At 58.9% G+C, this 16,582-nt stretch carries 19 protein-coding genes and 2 pseudogenes; 11 read left to right on the top strand and 10 right to left on the bottom strand.

The window, feature by feature from the left end:
* Positions 1 to 102 precede the first annotated feature (102 nt).
* A pseudogene (locus BLM14_RS31860) lies at positions 103 to 528 on the bottom strand (transglycosylase SLT domain-containing protein); the annotation flags it as partial.
* Positions 529 to 859: 331 nt separating this feature from the next.
* On the opposite strand from BLM14_RS31860, the gene BLM14_RS16605 reads away from it, so the two are divergent.
* The 6 genes from BLM14_RS16605 to BLM14_RS16580 all read left to right on the top strand — a co-directional run bounded on the left by BLM14_RS16605 (position 860) and on the right by BLM14_RS16580 (position 6,742).
* Entirely contained in the window at positions 860 to 1,615 is a 756-nt protein-coding gene (locus BLM14_RS16605; RefSeq protein ID WP_100000405.1) for a FadR/GntR family transcriptional regulator, read from the top strand.
* A 24-nt stretch (positions 1,616 to 1,639) separates the two neighbouring features.
* Positions 1,640 to 2,617 (top strand): sialic acid TRAP transporter substrate-binding protein SiaP, encoded by a 978-nt coding sequence (locus BLM14_RS16600; RefSeq protein ID WP_100000404.1) that lies wholly within the window; start codon positions 1,640 to 1,642, stop codon positions 2,615 to 2,617.
* A 68-nt stretch (positions 2,618 to 2,685) separates the two neighbouring features.
* Positions 2,686 to 3,258, top strand: coding sequence for a TRAP transporter small permease (locus tag BLM14_RS16595; RefSeq protein ID WP_100000403.1), 573 nt, complete (start codon positions 2,686 to 2,688; stop codon positions 3,256 to 3,258).
* A gap of 3 nt (positions 3,259 to 3,261) precedes the next feature.
* Positions 3,262 to 4,668 carry a TRAP transporter large permease gene (locus tag BLM14_RS16590; protein WP_100000402.1) on the top strand — a complete coding sequence of 469 codons (1,407 nt, stop codon included), beginning with the start codon at positions 3,262 to 3,264 and terminating at the stop codon, positions 4,666 to 4,668.
* The gene (locus BLM14_RS16585; RefSeq protein ID WP_100000401.1) at positions 4,665 to 5,711 is read left to right on the top strand and encodes an L-idonate 5-dehydrogenase; all 1,047 of its coding nucleotides are present in this window, start codon (positions 4,665 to 4,667) and stop codon (positions 5,709 to 5,711) included. Before BLM14_RS16590 ends, BLM14_RS16585 begins: the two co-directional genes overlap by 4 nt.
* Before the next feature lie 176 nt (positions 5,712 to 5,887).
* The gene (locus BLM14_RS16580) at positions 5,888 to 6,742 is read left to right on the top strand and encodes a D-alanyl-D-alanine carboxypeptidase family protein (RefSeq protein WP_100000400.1); all 855 of its coding nucleotides are present in this window, start codon (positions 5,888 to 5,890) and stop codon (positions 6,740 to 6,742) included.
* 70 nt (positions 6,743 to 6,812) lie between these two features.
* On the opposite strand, the gene BLM14_RS16575 is transcribed toward BLM14_RS16580, so the two are convergent.
* Positions 6,813 to 7,637, bottom strand: coding sequence for an aldo/keto reductase (locus tag BLM14_RS16575; RefSeq protein WP_100000399.1), 825 nt, complete (start codon positions 7,635 to 7,637; stop codon positions 6,813 to 6,815).
* Positions 7,638 to 7,656: 19 nt separating this feature from the next.
* Positions 7,657 to 8,831, bottom strand: a pseudogene (locus tag BLM14_RS16570) (MFS transporter).
* A 165-nt stretch (positions 8,832 to 8,996) separates the two neighbouring features.
* Here BLM14_RS16570 and BLM14_RS16565 point away from each other — a divergent pair.
* Together BLM14_RS16565 and BLM14_RS16560 are read left to right on the top strand one after the other, a co-directional pair.
* Positions 8,997 to 9,941: a LysR family transcriptional regulator gene (locus BLM14_RS16565; RefSeq protein WP_100000398.1), complete on the top strand. Its 945-nt coding sequence runs from the start codon at positions 8,997 to 8,999 to the stop codon at positions 9,939 to 9,941.
* Positions 9,942 to 9,949: 8 nt separating this feature from the next.
* The gene (locus BLM14_RS16560; protein ID WP_100000397.1) at positions 9,950 to 10,816 is read left to right on the top strand and encodes a protein-L-isoaspartate O-methyltransferase family protein; all 867 of its coding nucleotides are present in this window, start codon (positions 9,950 to 9,952) and stop codon (positions 10,814 to 10,816) included.
* Here the strand turns inward: BLM14_RS16560 and BLM14_RS16555 are convergent.
* A complete protein-coding gene (locus tag BLM14_RS16555; protein WP_204251965.1) occupies positions 10,807 to 11,703 on the bottom strand; it encodes a DMT family transporter in 897 nt (298 codons plus the stop codon). The two genes, BLM14_RS16560 and BLM14_RS16555, sit on opposite strands and share 10 nt — an antisense overlap.
* 11 nt (positions 11,704 to 11,714) lie before the next feature.
* Positions 11,715 to 12,128, bottom strand: a complete 414-nt coding sequence (locus tag BLM14_RS16550) for a VOC family protein (protein WP_100000396.1) — start codon at positions 12,126 to 12,128, stop codon at positions 11,715 to 11,717.
* Between the two features lie 185 nt (positions 12,129 to 12,313).
* Between BLM14_RS16550 and BLM14_RS31570 the strand changes: the two genes are divergently transcribed.
* On the top strand, positions 12,314 to 12,475 hold the full coding sequence (locus BLM14_RS31570) for a Thivi_2564 family membrane protein (protein ID WP_100000395.1): 162 nt from the start codon (positions 12,314 to 12,316) through the stop codon (positions 12,473 to 12,475).
* Positions 12,476 to 12,511: 36 nt separating this feature from the next.
* Here BLM14_RS31570 and BLM14_RS16540 read toward each other — a convergent pair whose 3' ends face one another.
* Entirely contained in the window at positions 12,512 to 13,393 is an 882-nt protein-coding gene (locus BLM14_RS16540) for a LysR substrate-binding domain-containing protein (protein ID WP_100000394.1), read from the bottom strand.
* A 127-nt stretch (positions 13,394 to 13,520) separates the two neighbouring features.
* Between BLM14_RS16540 and BLM14_RS16535 the strand changes: the two genes are divergently transcribed.
* Positions 13,521 to 13,763: a hypothetical protein gene (locus BLM14_RS16535; protein WP_100000393.1), complete on the top strand. Its 243-nt coding sequence runs from the start codon at positions 13,521 to 13,523 to the stop codon at positions 13,761 to 13,763.
* Positions 13,764 to 13,775: 12 nt separating this feature from the next.
* On the opposite strand, the gene BLM14_RS16530 is transcribed toward BLM14_RS16535, so the two are convergent.
* The 3 genes from BLM14_RS16530 to BLM14_RS16520 are packed head-to-tail and all read right to left on the bottom strand — an operon-like array spanning position 13,776 to position 14,829.
* Positions 13,776 to 13,964 (bottom strand): hypothetical protein, encoded by a 189-nt coding sequence (locus tag BLM14_RS16530; protein WP_100000392.1) that lies wholly within the window; start codon positions 13,962 to 13,964, stop codon positions 13,776 to 13,778.
* A gap of 47 nt (positions 13,965 to 14,011) precedes the next feature.
* Complete coding sequence (locus BLM14_RS16525; RefSeq protein ID WP_100000391.1) at positions 14,012 to 14,413, bottom strand: (R)-mandelonitrile lyase; 402 nt, start codon at positions 14,411 to 14,413, stop codon at positions 14,012 to 14,014.
* Positions 14,413 to 14,829 carry an ArsR/SmtB family transcription factor gene (locus BLM14_RS16520; protein WP_418314188.1) on the bottom strand — a complete coding sequence of 139 codons (417 nt, stop codon included), beginning with the start codon at positions 14,827 to 14,829 and terminating at the stop codon, positions 14,413 to 14,415. Before BLM14_RS16520 ends, BLM14_RS16525 begins: the two co-directional genes overlap by 1 nt.
* Before the next feature lie 77 nt (positions 14,830 to 14,906).
* On the opposite strand from BLM14_RS16520, the gene BLM14_RS16515 reads away from it, so the two are divergent.
* Positions 14,907 to 16,082: an MFS transporter gene (locus BLM14_RS16515; protein WP_100000389.1), complete on the top strand. Its 1,176-nt coding sequence runs from the start codon at positions 14,907 to 14,909 to the stop codon at positions 16,080 to 16,082.
* A gap of 16 nt (positions 16,083 to 16,098) precedes the next feature.
* Here the strand turns inward: BLM14_RS16515 and BLM14_RS16510 are convergent, their stop codons facing one another.
* On the bottom strand, positions 16,099 to 16,551 hold the full coding sequence (locus BLM14_RS16510; RefSeq protein WP_100000388.1) for a pyridoxamine 5'-phosphate oxidase family protein: 453 nt from the start codon (positions 16,549 to 16,551) through the stop codon (positions 16,099 to 16,101).
* Positions 16,552 to 16,582 lie beyond the last annotated feature (31 nt).

Raw genomic sequence — 16,582 nt, 5'->3', positions numbered from 1 at the left:
GAGCGTGGGCGTCTGGGTGACCGGTTCAGATGCGGGCGCACCAGCTGTTGCAGTGGCGGCCACCGCAGGGGCGACAGGATCCGTGTCCGGCTCCAGCACGCCCAGCAGGCCCTTGCGCTTGGCCTGATAATAATAGCCGCGGGAATAAAGCCGCACCGCTTGATCCGGATTGTTATCGGCGACCTTGTAGGCCCCCGCCAGATATTTCACGCCATATTTTAGGTTGGTCTCTGCGTCGAGCAAGTCCTTGGCGCTGCCGTCATGGCCGAGGCCACGCGCTGTTGCCGGAAGCAGTTGCATCAGCCCCCAGTAAGGGCCATTGCGCGCTTCAGGATTGAAGCTGCTTTCGCGCTTGACCACGCGGCGAACGAGCGATTCCGGCACCGCGTAGGCCACGGAATATTTGGAGATCAGGCCATCGACCGATTTGTTCGAGGTCTTGGCCGCTGGCTTGGTTTCCGCAGCGCCGGCGAGGCGCGGCGATGGCTCGGGAACCGGGGCGGAAGCCGCATTGGGCAGTTTCGGGTCGGTTGTCGTGCAGGCGCCGAGTACGAGAGCCAGGCTCAGGCAGGCGAAGGTGCGCAGCAATCGGGTATCAGGCAGCATTTGTCACCGGTTCGAAGAGGCGGATGTCTAATGGTTGGCTTCTCATAGCTTGTTCGGATGGCTCTGCGGCAATCACTTTCCAATACAGATTGTTACAAATGGCGTAACGCAAGATGCGGCGGCCTGACTATGAGACGGTCGAGACGTTGGAGCACGCCTTGACTCCAACATATATATCAATGTATCAATTGAATATTGGTAAGGCCAGTTTACCAATCGAGTGCGGAAAGGGAGAGCCGTGCGGGGAGGATCAATGTTCGCAGCCATTCAGCCGCGCCGGCTATATCGCCAGGTGGCGGACCAGATTCGCACCCTGATCGAAAGCGGCAAGTTTGCCGTTGGCGAACGGCTGCCGGGTGAGCGCGAACTTGCCGAGGAACTTGGCGTATCCCGCCCGACCATTCGGGAAGCTCTGATTGCGCTCGAAGTGGAAGGACTTGTACATATCCGCATGGGGTCCGGCATTTATGTCACCGGTCTGCAACGCGAAAAGCCTGTCCTGGCGCCAGCGGAAGATCTGGAGGGGCCGTTCGAACTCCTGCGCGCGCGTTCGCTCATCGAATGCGCCATTGCCGAGGAGGCCGCGAAGGTCATAACGCCCGATCATACTGAGGCCATGGACGCTGTCCTGACCAAGATGGCACAAACGTTCAACAGTCCGCGTACATCCATTGCGCTCGATCGGACCTTTCACACGACGATTGCCAACATCATCGAAAACTCGGCGCTCAACCGCTTTGTCGGTGAGCTCTTCGACCAGCGCATGACGCCGTATTTCGAAAAGCTCGCGAGTTATTTCGAAAGCCCTACGTCGTGGCGCGAGGCATTCGAGGAGCACCGGGCCATTCGCGATGCCATCGCCTCCGGCGATCCGGCGCGCGCCAAGGAAGCCATGCGGTTTCATCTGCAGCAGTCGCAATTGAGATTTTCCAGGAGTTTCGATGAAGACCTGGAAAGCGAGAAAGGCCGTTCCGCGAAGGGCGGCCGAAACGGAAACATCAAGATCTGAATTCAAATCTGGGAGGAGAAAGACATGAAGATCAAACTGACAACAATTCTGGGCGCGGTTGCCGCGCTCGCATTATCGGCCGCAGCGGCACAGGCGCAGACCGCGCTGAAGTGGGCGCACGTGTACGAAACATCCGAACCATTCCACACGGAATCCGTCTGGGCTGCGGAAGAGATCGGCAAGCGGACCAATGGCCGCTACAAGATCGACGTTTTCCCGGCATCGCAGCTGGGCAAGGAAGCCGACATCAACCAGGGTCTGAAACTCGGTACCGTCGACATCATCATTTCCGGTTCGAGCTTTGCCGCACGCGACTACAAGCCGATCGGCGTGACCTATTTCCCCTACATTTTCCGCGGTCCGGAGCATCTGATCGCCTATACCAAGAGTGACGTATTCAAGCGGCTCGCGGCCGGTTATGAGGAAAAGAGCGGCAACCACATTGCTGCCGTCAGTTATTACGGCACCCGCCAGACCACGTCGAACAAGCCCATCGCCAAGTGTTCGGACATGCAGGGCCTGAAGATCCGTGTGCCCGACGTTCCGGCCTATCTCGCCATGCCGCGTGCCTGCGGCGCCAACACGACGCCGATCGCCTTCGCCGAGGTCTATCTCGCACTGCAGAACGGCACGGTCGAGGCGCAGGAAAACCCGCTGACCACCATCGAAGCCAAGAAATTCTTCGAGGTGCAGAAGAACATCATCCTCACGGGCCACATCGTCGATCACCTCAATACGGTGGTTTCCAAGCAACTCTGGTCCAGCCTTTCCGATGAAGACAAGAAGATCTTCAGCGACGTGATGCTGGAAGCGGCCGAAAAGACCACAAAGATCATTGCCGACAAGGAAAAGGCACTGGTCGCGAGTTTCAAGGAACGTGGCTTGAGCGTGACCGATATTGACAAGGCCGACTTCGAGAAGAACGTCGTGGAGAAGGTGAAGTTCGAGGATTTCGGCTACGAGAAGTCCGATTGGGAAGCCATTCGCGCCATCAAGGAATGACCTACCATGGCCGGGCGATCTTGTTGCCCGGCCATTTCTCCTGAGGCCTGACGACCGGAGACTCACCCATGTCAAAAGAAGTTCACACACAGATTACCGCCGAGGAAATCGCCCATTCCTTCGAGGAAGCGGCGCCTGTCGCGAATGTTGCGGATTATGCGATCGAAGACTGGCTGACGCTCATCGTCTTCTGGCTGATGACCGGCTGCGTCTTTCTGCAGTTCTTCACGCGCTATGTCATGAACGACAGCTATGCCTGGACGGAGGAGATCGCCATCAATTGCCTGATCGGCGTGGTGTTTCTCGGATCGGTGCTGTGCGTGCGCGTATCGCGGCACATCCAGGTGGACGTGCTCTACCACTACCTTCCGGCATCCATTGCCCGCGTCCTGGCGATCTTCGTCGATCTGGTGCGCATAGCCTTCTTCGTCTACGCCGTCTGGTTGATGTGGCGCTATGTCGACATCGTCGCCGACGAGCGCATGGTGACGGTGGACCTGCCCCGCAACATCGTTTTCTACGGTGTCCTGCTTGCATTCGTCCTGATGCTGTTTCGCGCCATTCAGGTTTTCATTAGCAATATTCGCCGCGGTTATTCCGTTCTGGAACGCCCCGAAGAATTCCAGAAGATCGAGGATTGATCGATGCTATTGCTTGTCGGAACATTTCTCGTCCTCATGCTCGTCGGCGTGCCGGTGGCCATTTCCATGGCCGTCGCGTCGGTTCTCTATCTCGTGTTCTTCGGCGTTGCCCCTGACATCATCGTCGCGCAGCGCATGATCGCCGGCGTCGAGAGCTTTCCCCTGCTCGCCGTACCCTTCTTCATCCTTGCCGGCAATCTGATGAACTCCGCCGGCGTCACCGGCCGCATCTATTCCTTCGCCGTGTCCCTTGTCGGCTGGATGAAGGGCGGTCTGGCACAGGTCAACATCATCGGTTCTGTGATCTTTTCCGGCATGTCGGGAACGGCGCTTGCCGATGCTGCCGGTATCGGCACCATCGAGATCAAGGCAATGAAGGACCACGGTTATCCCGTGGAGGCGGCTGTCGGCGTGACCGCTGCGTCGGCAACGCTCGGCCCGATTTTCCCGCCATCGCTGCCCTTCGTCATCTACGGCATGATGGCCAATGTCTCCATCGGCGCCCTGTTCATGGCCGGCATCTTGCCAGGGGTCGTCATGACCGTGCTGATGATGGTTACCGTCGCCATCTTCGCCTATATCAAGAGGTGGGGTTCCGATGCGCCATTCGAGGTGAAGCAGCTTCTGGAAGCCTCGCTTGAAATCGTCGTGGTTTTCGCCGTCCCGCTGGTCATCTATCTGCTGACCCTGACCGGTCTGTCCGTCAATGCCTCCGTCGGTATCGCCCTCGTCCTCTTGCTGGCTGCCGACTGGTATTTCGACTTCTCCGCGGTCATGGCACTGATGACGCCGGTCATCCTGATCGGCGGCATGACCATGGGCTGGTTCACACCGACGGAAGCGGCCGTGGCGGCCGTGCTTTGGTCGCTGTTCCTCGGCCTGGTGCGTTATCGCACGATGACACTTTCGAGCCTCGCCAAGGCCAGCTTTGATACGATCGAGACCACCGCATCGGTGCTCTTCATCGTGACCGCGGCCTCCGTCTTCGCCTGGCTGCTGACCGTGAGCCAGGCAGCCCAGCTGCTGTCGACGGCCATTCTCTCGATCACCGAGAACAAGTGGGTCTTCCTGATCCTGGTCAATCTGCTGATGCTGTTCGTCGGCTGCTTCCTCGACACGATCGCGGCCATCACCATCCTGGTGCCGATCCTTCTGCCGCTCGTGCTGAAATTCGACATCGATCCGGTGCATTTCGGTTTGATCATGACGCTCAACCTGATGATCGGCCTTCTGCATCCGCCGCTCGGCATGGTATTGTTCGTGCTGTCGCGGGTAGCCAAGCTTTCGGTCGAGCGTACCACCATGGCAATCCTGCCCTGGCTCGTTCCGCTCTTCATCGCACTGATCGCCATCACCTTCGTGCCGGCGATTACCCTCTGGCTGCCAACACAATTGGGTCTGATCAAATGAGTACCAAAAGTATTGCTGCAACTCTCTTCGGCGCGGAAGATCTTCGCGTCGTGGATGTCGAACTCGGCGATCTCCAACCCAACATGGTGCGGGTCAAGTTCGGTGCCGGAGGCATATGCGGCTCGGATATGCACTACTTCCGTCATGCAAGGACTGGTGATTTCGTTGTCACCTCACCGCTCATCCTCGGCCATGAGGTGGCCGGTGAGATTGTCGAGGTCGGCAGCAATGTCAGCGGAATGGCTGTGGGCGAACGGGTTGCGGTCAATCCGTCCCGCTGGTGCGAACAGTGCGTCTATTGCCATGAGGGGCGCGCCAATCTTTGCGAGAATATCTATTTCATGGGCTCGGCCTCGAAGACCCCGCATATGCAGGGCGGGTTTGCCAGCCTGTTCGATGCGACCGCAGCGCAATGCGTCAAGGTGCCGTCGGACCTGCCTTTCCAGGCGGCAGCGCTGGCCGAACCGCTGGCGGTCTGCCTGCACGCGGTGCGCCGTGCGGGACATGTGAAGGGCTTTTCGACCATCGTCTTCGGCGCCGGTCCCATAGGCCTTCTGACCATGCTTGCGTTGAAACATGCGGAAGCGGGCTCGGTCACCATGGTCGACGTCGCCGCCGCACCGCTGAAATTTGCCGAAGAGCTCGGTGCCGACCAGATCGTCGATCTGTCGAAGGGCGAAGAGCAGCTGGCGGAACTCGCGGCGGCCACACCTTTCGACATCGCCTTCGAGATCTCCGGAACGGCGGCAGGGCTTGCCTCGGCCATTCGCACCGTCCGGCGCGGCGGCACGGTGGTGCAGGTCGGCAACCTTGCCGGCGGGACAATTCCCGTTCCCGCCAATGCGGTGATGGCGAAGGAACTGGACCTCGTCGGAACCTTCCGCTTCGGCGAGGAGTTCTTCGAGGCGGTCGAGTTGATCGTCGAGGGCAAGATCGATGTGCTGCGGCTGGTAACTGGCGAGTACAAGCTTTCCGATGCGCCTGAAGCCTTCCGGGTGGCCCTCGACAGGTCGCGCAGCGTCAAGGTGGTCCTAACGGCCTAAACCTTTTTGGTAATAGGACAGGGAGCGACAATTTGCTGTAGTTGTTCTCGCTTGGCGTAGCTGCGCAAATCGGCTAACAAGCGCTGGTAAAGCTGAAATGTTTAACCATCCTGCGCTAGATTTTTTATTCTTTCGCAAGTTCAGAGATCCGGAAAGTAAACGTGCCGCGAGTCTATATGTCGTTGTATTCACTTCCGAAAATCGTAGCTTTGATGGGGCTGGTGCTTGGCCTCGCAAGCGGCTGCACCACGGCCGCGACGCTCGATCCGGTTGGCACGGGTGTTGCGCCCGTTTCGGAAAAATCCGCGTCCATCGTTGTCGATGGCAGCACGGGTGTCGTACTTTATCAGGCGAGCGCCGATCTGCCGCGTATTCCTGCATCGCTGACCAAGATGATGACGCTGTACCTGACATTCGAGGCGCTGCAATCCGGCCGCATAACCAAGTCGACGCTGATTCCCGTGTCGGCCCACGCGGCATCCCAGGCACCAAGCAAGCTCGGCTTCAAGCCGGGTCAGACAATCGATATCGATACGGCGATCAAGGCGATCGTGGTGAAATCCGCCAACGACGTGGCGGTAGCACTAGCCGAATACCTCGGTGGTACGGAGGAACAGTTTGCCACGCTGATGACCGACAAGGCGCACCGGCTCGGCATGAGAGGCACGACGTTCCACAATGCCTCGGGACTGCCCGACCCGCAGCAGATCACCACGGCACGAGACATGGCGCTGCTTGGCCTTGCCTTGCGCAGGCATTACCCCCAGCAATATTATTATTTCGGCACCCAGGATTTCGTCTTCAACGGCAAGCTTGTTCGCGGTCATAACCGGGTGCTTAGCCAGTTGAACGGTGCAGACGGCATCAAGACCGGCTATGTCCGGGCTTCCGGGTTCAATATCGTCACCTCCGTCAGCGACAATGGCCGCCAGCTTGTTGCGGTGGTCATGGGTGGCAATACGGCGAAGATCCGCGATGCGCAGGTCGTCAGCCTGGTGAACACTTATCTACCTCAGGTTGCTTCCCGCTGAAGGCAGCCTCTGCCGGCATGAACCATTTCTTGTGAAGCTCATGCCGGCGTGACCACTGCCGGGGTAGAACCTAATCCCAGTCTGGTGCGAGATTGCGCGGACTGACGATGCGGCCATCCGGTCGTGCGAGAGCGTGCAGGGCCCGCATCTCATCCGACGACAGCTCAAAATCGAAGATCTGGAAATTGCTCTTCGCGCGTTCTTCACTGACGGTCTTCGACAGGGTGACCACGCCGTCCTGCTGCACGAGCCAGCGCAGAACCACCTGGGCTTCGCTCTTGCCATGGGCAGCAGCAATCGCCTTGATGGTCGGATCGCCGATCACCTTGCCATCGGCCATGGCGTAGTAGGCGGTGATGCTCATCCCGGACTTTCGTGCTGCATCGAGCACGGGCGTCTGATCGAGATAGGGGTGATATTCGACCTGGTTGGTGACGATCGGCGCCTTGCTCAGCGCAACTGCTTCCGCCATCAAAGCGGTGTTGAAATTGCTGATGCCGATATGGCGAACCTTGCCGGCATCACGCACTTCGTTCAAAGCGCCTATACGTTCCGCCAAGGGTACATCGCTCTGCGGCCAGTGCAGAAGCAGAAGGTCGACGTAGTCGGTCTTGAGTTTCTTCAGGCTTTCATCGACTGACCGGATGAAATCGTCATGCCGGTAACGGTCGACCCAGACCTTGGTCGTGAGGAAAATATTGGCGCGGGGAACGTCCGAGCTGGCGATCGCCTGGCCGACCTCGGCTTCATTGCCATATATCTGCGCCGTATCGATGTGGCGGTAGCCGAGTTTGAGGACTGCCGGGACCATGCGGAGCACGTCGGCGCCCGGCATACGGAACGTGCCGAAGCCGATTGCGGGGATCTTTGCGCCATTGGCGTCTACATTGAACATTATTCTTCCTTTCGATATTTCAGGCGATGACGAGTTGCGCGGCAGCACGCCTGTCGAGCATCTGGCTCCAGAGGGTCAGGCCGAGCGCGCCAACCACGAGAAGGGCACCGACCCACGGCGTTGCGCCGAGACCGAGCGGTGAGGCGACGATGATGCCGCCGAGGAATGCGCCGCCGGCAATGCCGAGATTGAAGGCGGCGCTGTTGAGGGCCGAGGCCACATCGACGGTATCAGGCGTATGGATCTTGGCAAGCTGTACCACGTAGAGCTGCAGACCTGGCACATTGGAGAAGGAAAGCGCACCAAGCGCGGCGAGCGTCACCAGAGACCATATGGGCGATACGACGGTGAATGTGAAGGCCGCAAGGACAATGGCCTGCAGCAGGAACATGACCGCGAGAGCACCAACCGGATTGCCATCGGCGACGCGTCCGCCGACCATATTGCCGACCGCGATGGAGAGACCGTAGAGGACGAGGATAAGGCTCACCGTCGAGCCGGCATAGCCGGTGATTTCCTGCAGTACCGGGGCGAGGAAGGTGAACATGACGAAGGTGCCGCCATAGCCAAGCGCCGTCATGGCAAAGGCGAGAAGCAGGCGGCCGCTGCCCAGCACACGCACCTGATCGATGAGGCGGGCCGGAGCGGCCTTGGCGATCTGCGACGGAAGCAAGGCCGCAATGGCGATGAACGCGATCACGCCGAGTGCGGAGACGGCCCAGAAGGTTGCACGCCAGCCGAGTTGCTGGCCGATGAAGGTGCCGAGTGGGACGCCGGTGACGATGGCAGGCCGAGGAACATCATGGCGATGGCGGAGGCACGGCGGTTGGGCGCTACCAGATCGGCCGCAATGGTGGCACCGACGGAGAAGAACACGCCATGGGCAAAGGCGCTGAGCACGCGGGCGACGAGCAGCAGTTCGTAGCTTGGTGCGAGCGCGGCGGCGGTATTGCCGACGATGAACAGCGCCATCAGGCCGAGCAGCAGCGGCTTGCGCTCGATGCGGCCGGTGAGGGCGGTAAGGATCGGCGCGCCGAAGGTGACGCCAAGCGCATAGACGCTGACGATGAGGCCGGCGAGCGGCAGGGAGATATTCAGATCGCCGGCAACAGTGGGCAGAACGCCGACGATGACGAACTCTGTCGTCCCGATGGCATAGGCGCTGATTGTCAACGCCAGAAGAGCGAGAGGCATTGTCTTGTCCTTTGAATGGAGGCTGTCTTGGGAACCAGCCTGAGAATTGCGAAAATGCGGAACGAATCCGGTTGGGGCTGAATATGCCCCTTCGCCATTACCTTGATAATTACCTGGTATTGCTCAATACTTGTGAAGTGAGTTCACAAGTGAAGAGGTGTCTGCATGGACAATCGAGCCGGCGAGATGGATGTTTTCGTGCAGGCAGTGGAACTCAACAGCTTCTCCGCTGCCGGGCGGCGGCTCGGTTTGTCACCTTCCGCTGTGAGCAAGATGATCAGCCGCATCGAAGAACGCCTCGGCACCCGCCTTCTCGTCCGCTCAACCCGCACGCTGCAATTGACACCGGAAGGCGAGATCTATCATCAGCGGGCGTTGCGCATTGTCGCGGAGATCGAAGAGGCCGAACGGGCGGTGGCCTTTGGCGCGTCAGCCGCTCCACGCGGATTGCTCCGGGTCAATTCGTCGGTGCCTGTCGGGGTTACCTGCATTCTGCCGCTGGTGCCGAAGTTCCTGGAGAAATATCCGGATGTCGTTCTCGATGTTTCCTTGAACGATGGCGTTGTCGACCTGATTGAAGAGCGGGCCGATATCGCCATTCGTGTCGGTCCCATGCGCGATTCCACACTCAAAGCGCGCAAGCTCTTTGAAAGCCGCCTCGTTGTAATCGCGTCACCGGCATATCTCGCCGAACACGGCGAGCCACTGCACCCGCGCGACCTGCCCCTGCACAATTGCCTCAACTTCAATTTTCGCCGCGTGCTCAATGAGTGGCCCTTCAGAAATCCAGAAACCGGTGAAACGGACACGCTGGCCGTGTCGGGAAACTTCCTGGCCAATAATGGCGCAACTGCTCGCGATATGTGCGTTGCCGGGCTTGGCATTGCACGGCTCGGACTTTTCCATGTGCGCGAAGATATTCAAGAAGGCCGACTCGTTGTGCTGCTGGAGGAGTATAATCCCGGCGATCTGGAACTGACACACGCGGTCTTTGTCGGGCATGAATACCTCGCGACACGCGTGCGCAGTTTTGTCGATTTTCTGTCGGAGAATATCGGCTCCTGTGCCGAGTTGCCTGTACCCAACGGTGTCCTGACCAATTCGGGGTGAAGTAGGTGATGACCGAGGCCAAAAGACTTGAAGTTGTGCGCCGCGCTTATGCCAGACAAATTCTGGCCAGCGTCGGCGTTGATGATGCGCGTATCGAGCAAGCCTTTGCGCAAGTGCCGAGAGAAGATTTCCTCGGCCCGGGACCCTGGCCGATAAGCCGTTTCGGCCTGGGCTATGTTTACACCCCGAACGATGACCCCACGTATCTCTACACGGATGATCTGGTCGGGATAGCGCCGGAACGGCATATCAACAATGGCGAGCCTTCCCTGCATGCGCACCTGTTGTGGTTCGCGCAGGTGGAGGAGGGCGAGCATGTTGTGCATGTCGGAACCGGCACTGGCTACTACACGGCCATCATGGCTCAGTTGGCCGGACCCTCCGGGCGTGTCACCGGCATCGAGCTGGAAGCTGATCTGGCGGAGCGCGCGAAGGAATACCTGGCCGTGTACCCGAATGTCGAGATCGTCCAGGGGGATGGAACGGTCGTGCCGTTTGAACCAGCAGACGTGATCTACGTCAATGCAGGGGCGACGCGGCCCGCGGATTTTTGGCTGGACCGGCTCAAGGAGGGCGGCCGGCTGGTCCTGCCTCTGACCACGGATGACGGGTTTTCGTCGCTCGGCCGCGGCATGCGACCGCGGGGTGCCGTATTCGTCATCACGCGGCAAGGCGAGGAATTCTCGGCACGCTGCGTTTCCGGCGTTGCCATCTATCCCTGCGCCGGGATGCGGGATGCCAAGTCGGAGAAGGCTCTCGCGATCGCCTTTGGGAATGACGGTCTGAAACGGGTAACACGCCTGTATCGAACCGAGGACATTCCGGAGGATCGATGCTGGCTGAAGGGCCCCGGATGGTGCTTCGCTTACGAATGAAGCGATGAAACCGGATCAGCCTCTTTGGCTGCCGGCGTCCGGTTCTTGAGATTGAGAAGATTTCCGGAAAGAATCAACGCCGCGCCAACAGCCGTGAAGATGTCGATGCGCTCGGCGTAGATCAGCCAGCCGAGCACGGCCATCAGCGGCACGCGCAGGAAATCCATAGGAATGACCACCGTCGCATCGGCATAGAGCAGGGCCTTCGCCATGCAGAAATGCGAGAAAGTGCCGGTGAAGGCGATGATGATTACCCATGGCAGGACGTGCAGCGAGGGCCATTGCCACACATGCAGCGCAGGCAGCAGGCCGATGGCGGACTGGATGGTCAGCATCCAGAAGATGATCTTCACGACGCTGTCGGTGCGGGTCAGCGATTTGACCATGGTGAACGAAATGCCGAAGGTGAAGGCAGCGCCAAGCACGATCAACTGACCAACTTCAATTGTTGCAAGACCAGGCCGGACGATGATGGCGACGCCGATAACGCCCAGCGCGATGGTCAGGATCCGCCAGATGTTCAGCCGTTCCCCGAGAAAGGCAACGGCCATGAGAGCCGTCCAGGCTGGCGTGGTGAATTCGATGGCGATCACCTGCGCCAGTGGGATCAGCGACAATGCCTGCAGCCAGGCGAATTGGCCGGCATAGTGCGCGGTATTGCGTCCGAGATGCTGCCAGATGCGGTTGGTCTTCATTGCCCGGAAGCCGCCGGAAGAGCGGATCAATGGATAGAGCATGACAAGGCCGATGACCGAGCGCATCTCCATGATCTGGAAGACATTCAGTTCCCTGGAGGCTTCACGGCCGGAAATCGCCATGAGGATGATGGCGGTGAGCGATCCCATCATCCAGAACGCCGCCTTCAGATTGGACTGCTGCACCTCCATAATCGGGTGGGCTATTTCGCGTAGACGCTGGCAAAATCCGCGAAGCCCTTGACCTCGATCGGATTGCCGGATGGATCGCGGAAGAACATAGTCCACTGTTCGCCGGGCTCGCCCTTGAACCGGACCAGCGGCGGCATGACGAAATCGACGTCTGCCTGCTTCAGCCGGTCGGCCAGCACATTCCAGTCTTCAAGCGGCAGAATGACACCGAGGTGCGGCATCGGAACCATATGGTCGCCGACCTTGCCGGTATTCGTCGTCTCGAACGGCTTGCCGAGATGCAGCGATATCTGGTGGCCGAAGAAATCGAAATCCACCCAGGTGTCGGTGCTGCGGCCTTCTTCACAGCCCAAAATGCGCCCGTAGAATCTCCGGGCTTCGTCGAGATCGGTTACGTGATAGGCGAAGTGAAACAGTGAGCGCATTGGAATGTCCTGAAGCGGGGCGGGAGTGCGCCGGAAAGACTTGCTCTAGCAGCAAGGTGAAAACCAGACAATGAGCGGTTGCAGGAAATGCAGCGTTTCCACCTCTGTCCGAGGGAACCAAGTGAGCCAACTATGAGTTGTAGAGAGCTACATTCGTCTGCATCCCGAAAAACAGGAAGTTTGAAATGTCGATTTTGATCAGTCTTCTGATCACCGTTCTGGTGATCTTCCTAGTCCTCTACCTCATTCAAATGCTGCCACTGGATGGCCGCGCAAAACAGATTGCCCAGGTGATCGTGATCGTCATAGGCATTATTTCTCTGCTGCGATATCTCGCTGTTTTCTAAGCATCGAAGCGGGCGGAACCGTCGGCTCCGCCCTTTTCAGCTATTTTCCAGTTGGCCCAGCAACCAGTCGCGGAAAGCGCGAATCTTCGGCACGTTGCGCCGCGCTTCCGGGTAAACAAGCCAGTAGAAATGGTCGGCGGTGCCGACAATATTGAACGGTTGGATAAGCTGGCCTTGTGCCAGCTCGGTCTCATAGAATACAGGGGTCAGGATTCCTACACCCTGTCCGGCAATGACGGCTTTCCCCTCAAGATGCTGGTCGCCAAAGCGGCTGCGCGGATCGCCGCGCAAATCGGGTTCGGCAATTCCCGCCGCACCGAACCAGAGTTTCCACCAGGGATCGCTCGGATCGACGATCGGCAGTTTGAGCAGGTCCTCAGGTTTTTCGATACCGCCGATGGTGGCAGCCAGCGCAGGGCTGAGCATAGGCGTGAAGTCGGCATCGAAGATCTTGTGTGTGATCATCCCCGGCCATTGTCCGCTGCCCGAGCGTATGCCGACATCGGCATCATCGCGTGAAAAATCAACGACTTCGCGGGTGGCCTGTAGCCGGACGGCCAGTGCAGGCTGTGCCAGCTGGAACGAGCCAAGGCGCGGAACCAGCCAATTGGCGGCAAAAGTCGGGATTGTTGTGATGGTCAAAACGCCGTCGGCATTCTCGCGGGTGGCAGCAATTGCCCCACGCATCAGATCAAAGGCCTCGCTGATCACCGGCGACAGCCGTGCTCCGACCTCGGTCAGGATCACCTGGCGCGGACGGCGCAAGAACAGCGCCGTACCGATGCGCTCCTCAAGAAGCTTGATCTGATAGCTGACCGCCGCCTGCGTCATACTGAGCTCTTCGGCGGCCTTGGTGAAACTGCCGTGGCGCGCCGCGGCTTCAAAGGCCCGGATGGCGGCAAGGGGTGGGAGATTCATGCATGCCCTCGCATAAGGTGTCCTTATGCATGATACGTGGCGTTTTGTTGGAAAACAAGCGCGGCAAGGCGCATCTAGTACTCAACGCCAAAGACGCAATGCGTCGCCAACATTCGGAGTTGAGGTCATGAACACTGTATCAACACCACTGAGCAAAGTCGTAAGCCACGGCTCCTGGTGGAGCCGGATTGCCAATCCGGCAAAGCCAGACAATAACAATGAACAATCATCCCCCATCGATGCGGAGGATTTCTCGGACCACATGCTGCGCGATATCGGCCTGCACGATGGCCGCCCCATGCGGGGCGAGCGGCCGGAGCCAAACGATCTGACCGAGTTGTTCAAGGACTATACAAAACGGTCCCTGTAACGATGATACGCTTCAGGAGTCGAAGTCAGTCTCGAGTTGCTTTTCGAGTGCGACAAGGTCATCGGGCAGCGGCATGCCCATGGCCTTGAGCTCGTTGAGCTGTTCACGCAGGTTCTCATGAATCTCATGGGCATCCGTTGGCCGCTGGACCATCGCTTCGAGCAGGAGGGCTATCCGGGCCTTGATGTCTTCGAACGCCATGATGGTTCCTTTCTCGTCTCATGCACTAACACCATTATGGTAGCAGATTATGTGCCGCCGGAATATTGCGTATCAGAGACCTTTTCCATCCATTCGGCAGATTTGCCGTCAAGCATTTCCTGCATGGCGATATGAACCATGGTGGTTGACGGACCTGCACCGTGCCAGTGCTTTTCACCAGGTGGAATCCACACCGTGTCGCCAGCCTTGATCTCCCGCAAAGGTTCTCCCCAAACCTGAACAAGCCCTAAGCCGGAAACCACGTGCAACGTCTGGCCAAGAGGATGCGTATGCCAGGCAGTGCGTGCGCCGGGCTCGAACCTGACCGCTACCGCCTGGAGGCGGGCAGGCGCTGGCGCCTCAATGATCGGATCCTGCCAGACGGTACCGGTGAACCAATCCGACGGGGCGCGACGCGACGGAACCGAGCCAACTGCTTTAATATCCATTACGCACCTCCTTTGGCTTCCGGCATGTCTGTCCAATCCTGCGTGTCAGGGAATGGCGTTGCCGCTGCCGATGCTACCACCGAATCGAGAAATCCCGGAAAGCGTTTCTCCAGGTCATCGCGGCGCAGCGTCAGCATACGCTTCGTGCCCTCGGGGCGAACATGAATGACACCCGCTTCACGCAGTTTTGCCACGTGGTAACTGAGTGCGGTCTTCGAACCGAGTTGAAGAAACTGACCGCAGGTCATCGCCTTTTCGCTGTTGCGGGCAAGAATGGCGATCATCATAAGGCGCGTTTCGTCGCCAAGCGCGGCAAGAACGATGGGAAGTGCAATGTCCTCGGTGTCCGGATGCGGGAGATAATTTGTCATGGGCATGTAATAGCAATTGGCAGGAGAGATTTCAATGTTCAACATTTATTGAACTTTGTGCTTGACTTTTGGCCGAGAAAGTTTCTTAGTTCAACGATCATTGAACATTAAGGTCTAATCTCATGGATATTCGTCTCGTCGGATTGGCGCTTGGCACGTTCGCCATCGGCATCGAGGGATTCGTGGTTGCCAGCCTCCTGCCGCAGATTGCCGGGGACACTGGTGTCACGCTCGTCCAGGCTGGCTATCTCGTCGTTACCTATGCCTTTGCCTATGCGATCGGCGCACCTGTCGTTGCCGCGCTGACCGGATCGCTTGACCGGCGCATTGTGCTGACCGGCAGCACCCTGGTCTTCGTCTCCGGGGCCCTTCTGGCCGCCGTTTCACCCACCTATCTTCTGTTGATGGCTGCACGGCTACTGATTGCCGTGATGGCTGGCCTCTATGCGGCAACGGCGCAAGCGACCGCCGTCGCCATTTCCGAACCGCATCATCGCGCCCGGGCGATCGCCGCCATTGTTGGCGGAACGACGCTTGCCGTGGCCTTCGGTGCGCCGCTTGGAGCCTTCATCAGCGCCTTCGCGGGATGGCGCGGCACCTATCTTTTCATCGCACTCATCGGGGCGTTTGCAGCACTGGTCGTCTGGTTCATGCTGCCACGCGGCCTCTACGCGGACCGGCTGACCATCGCGCAGCGTCTCGGCGTGATCCGCCATCCTGGGCTGCTTCCGGCGCTGCTAACAATGCTGCTCTATATGACCGGTCCGTTTGCTGTGTACACCTATATCGCTGCGGTCGCCGTGGATGGTACGGGTCTCAGCCGCTCGCTGATGCCTGTGGTCCTCCTCGCATTCGGTATCGGTGCGGCGATCGGCAATGTCCTCGGCGGACAGTTCTCCGACCGCTTTGGCGCGACGCGAACCGTAGTCATAGCCTCGGTTCTCAATGCTGTCGTGCTGATGTCGGTAAGCTGGATCATGACCTTGCCGAACGATATTGCCGGCCCGAGCCTGATTGCGATCATGGTGATCTGGGGCGTCATTGCCTGGATGTTCCCGCCAGCGCAGGCAAGCCGCGTCCTCGCCATCGCGCCGGAAAGCGCGCCGCTGGCCCTGTCGCTGAACTACTCGGCGCTCTATCTTGGCGTGGCATTCGGCTCGATGATCGGCGGTCAGGTCATCGCCCATATCGGCCTTGAATATCTCGGCTGGATCGGCGGCTTGTTTCCGCTCATGGGACTGGTTGTGATGCGGCTGGCCAACAGCGGCGCCCGCAAGGAGGAATTGTCGATCGCCTAGACTAGGGTGACAGGATCTATTCGGCTTTGACAGCCTTGTGCCCGGTGGTCTCGGTGATCGAAATACGGAAATAGACCGGTTCCAGGGATCGCTCCTGCTCCCTGATGACAGTCTTCACGTAGGCAGGCTGCCACCATTGGGCATGCTTATTCAAAAGTGCATGGGCTGCGTTTCTGGCGTCGACGTGATGGGGTTCTCTCGTCAACTCTTCGAAGCGCCCGGTTACGATGACACTCTGCCAATTATTGGTGGAGGAAATTTCGTCGAACTCGACGCAGACGTGCGGATTGGCGCGCATATATTCGACTTTGCGGCCGGCAGTGGTGAAAGAATAGAGAAAGACGCCGTTATAGGCAAAGGTCAGCGGCACCACATAAGGCTGATTATCCTTCACGCAGGCCAGTCTGCCGATCGTTGCCCTTTCGAGCAATTCCCGGATTTCCTGCTGAGTCATCTCTTTGATAATCATGATGCGCACCCCTGTGGGGCCAGAATTTCAG

The organism is Phyllobacterium zundukense, assembly GCF_002764115.1.
Lineage (GTDB): Bacteria > Pseudomonadota > Alphaproteobacteria > Rhizobiales > Rhizobiaceae > Phyllobacterium > Phyllobacterium zundukense.
This window is presented reverse-complemented; position numbering and strand designations above follow the sequence as displayed.